Annotated in this window: 2 protein-coding genes; both read left to right on the forward strand. The window is 45.1% G+C overall.

From position 1 onward, the window contains the following. A partial coding sequence (locus CCU_RS11965; protein ID WP_208896219.1) for a sensor histidine kinase occupies positions 1-1,218 on the forward strand: 1,218 nt, incomplete at its 5' end. Between the two features lie 101 nt (positions 1,219-1,319). Next, positions 1,320-2,402, forward strand: a 1,083-nt coding sequence (locus CCU_RS11970) for an ATP-binding protein (RefSeq protein WP_243440896.1), incomplete at its 3' end; no start/stop codon positions are given.

Below are 2,402 nucleotides of genomic sequence, written 5' to 3' on the forward strand. Positions count from 1 at the left end.
GAGAAGACAGATAAATATGATATACAGATCACAAATGACAGGAATACAGGCAACAGCTATTATGACGTTGTCGGATTCCTTGACAATGGTTTTGTTGTCATCATCAGAAAACCTATTTCCAGTGTGGACTCAACGATAGTTACATCTTTGAAGTTCTTTTTATTGGTGTTCTCAGTGGTGGCACTGCTTGGATTTGTGATGGTTTATTTTATAAGCAATGCGGTTGCAAAGCCGATAAAGAATCTTGCGTCGGTTGCCAATCGTATGGCACAGCTTGATCTCGATGTGAAGGTGGATCACGCATCCAACGATGAGATTGGTGAGCTGGCGGACAGTATGAACGAGATGTCATATCAGCTAAGGAACACGCTGACAGAGCTTCAACAGGCAAATGCTAAGCTGCAGACGGATATTGATGAGAAGGTACAGATAGATGAGATGAGGAAGGAGTTCCTGTCCCATGTGTCCCATGAACTGAAGACTCCTATAGCTCTCATACAGGGATACGCCGAGGGCCTTAAGGACAATGTTATAGAGGATGATGAGAGCAAGGAGTTTTACTGTGATGTCATTCTGGACGAAGCTGGCAAGATGAATAAGCTTGTCAGACAGTTACTTGATCTGAATGAGCTTGAATTTGGAGTGGACAGGGTTCATCCTGTGGTATTTGACATAGATGCACTCATAAAGAATGTAGTGGATTCATCATCCATTCTGGTGGAGCAGAACCATGCGGAAGTTGAGCTGGCGGATGAGCTGAATGATGTGTGCAACGTATATGCAGATGAGTTCATGATAGAGCAGGTATTCACCAATTATTTTACAAATGCACTTCATTACTGCAACGATGGAGGCAAGGTCAGAGTGTGGACGGCGAATAAGGACTATGATCAGCCGAGAAGGACTGAGGATGGACTCGTCACAGGCAACTTGAGAGTATTTGTATATGATGAGGGACCGAACATTCCTGACGATGAGCTTGATAAGGTATTCATTAAGTTCTACAAGGTGGACAAGGCGAGGACGAGAGAGTATGGTGGAAGCGGTATTGGACTTTCTATAGTTGCGGCGTCCATGGCGGCTCACAACAAGAACTATGGTGTTTACAATGTGGAGAATGGAGTGGTATTCTACTTCGACCTTGATATCATACAGCAGGATGATGGCGAACCGGAAATGATACCGGAGAATAGCGCAGATAACACGTCAGAACAATAAATACTTTGCAAGGAGGAAACTTTTAGGCTATAATTCTAAGGGTTTCCTTTTTCTGTTGGATTCTGGCATCTGCAAATATATTTATAAAATGGGAGAAGATTATGTCATATAGTGCAAAAAACATTGAGGTGTTAAAGGGACTTGAGCCGGTAAGACTGAGACCGGGAATGTACATCGGCAACACAGGGCGAAGCGGACTGAACCACCTCATACAGGAGCTTATAGACAACTCGGTGGATGAGCATCTGGCGGGGTATTGCAACAATATATGGGTGAGCATCAACGAGGATGGCTCGGCAACCGTGTCTGACGATGGACGAGGTGTTCCTGTCGATATACATGAGCAGGAGGGAATTCCTGCGGAGCGTGTTGTATACACAGTGTTGCATGCAGGTGGCAAGTTTAACAGCTCCACCTACAAGATAAGCGGCGGACTTCACGGAGTAGGTTCTGCAGTTGTAAATGCACTGTCTAACAAGCTTATAGTAGATGTTGCCAGGGATGGCTACCTCTATCACGATACATACGAGAAGGGAATACCGACAACTGAACTTGTTGACGGTATGCTTCCAAAGACAAAACTCAAGGAAAAGAGAACAGGTACGACGGTAACACTCTATCCTGATGATACAATATTTGAGACAGTAAAGTTCAAGGCGGACGCCATCAAGCAGAGGATTAAAGAGACAGCATATCTGAATCCGAATCTTACGATCACATTCCAGAACAAGAGGGATGGCGAGGAGCCTATAGTGTTCCATCAGCCAGGGGGACTTGCAGCATTTGTTGAGGATATATCCCAGGGACTCACACATACATCACCGGTTGTCGCCATATCGGGGGAGAAGGACGGAATCGCCGCAGATATCGTATTTCTGATGACGGAGGACGGCGAGGAGAATATCATAGGATTTACCAACAATATCACGAATCCTGAAGGTGGAACCCATGTGACAGGATTCAAGTCAGCATTTGCCAAGCTTATCAATAATTATGCGAGAAATGAGCTTGGAACTCTGAAAGAGAAGGATTCCAATCTGACAGGTGCAGATATAAGATCTGGCATGCAGGCTATCATATCCGTGAAGCATCCGGATCCTCAGTTCGAGGGACAGACTAAGACAAAGCTTTCCAACACGGACGTGTCAAAGGCCATCGACGATATCGTGAAGGAACAGCTCACA

Origin of the sequence: Coprococcus sp. ART55/1 (assembly GCF_000210595.1) — a bacterium.
Classification (GTDB): Bacteria; Bacillota; Clostridia; order Lachnospirales; family Lachnospiraceae; genus Coprococcus; species Coprococcus aceti.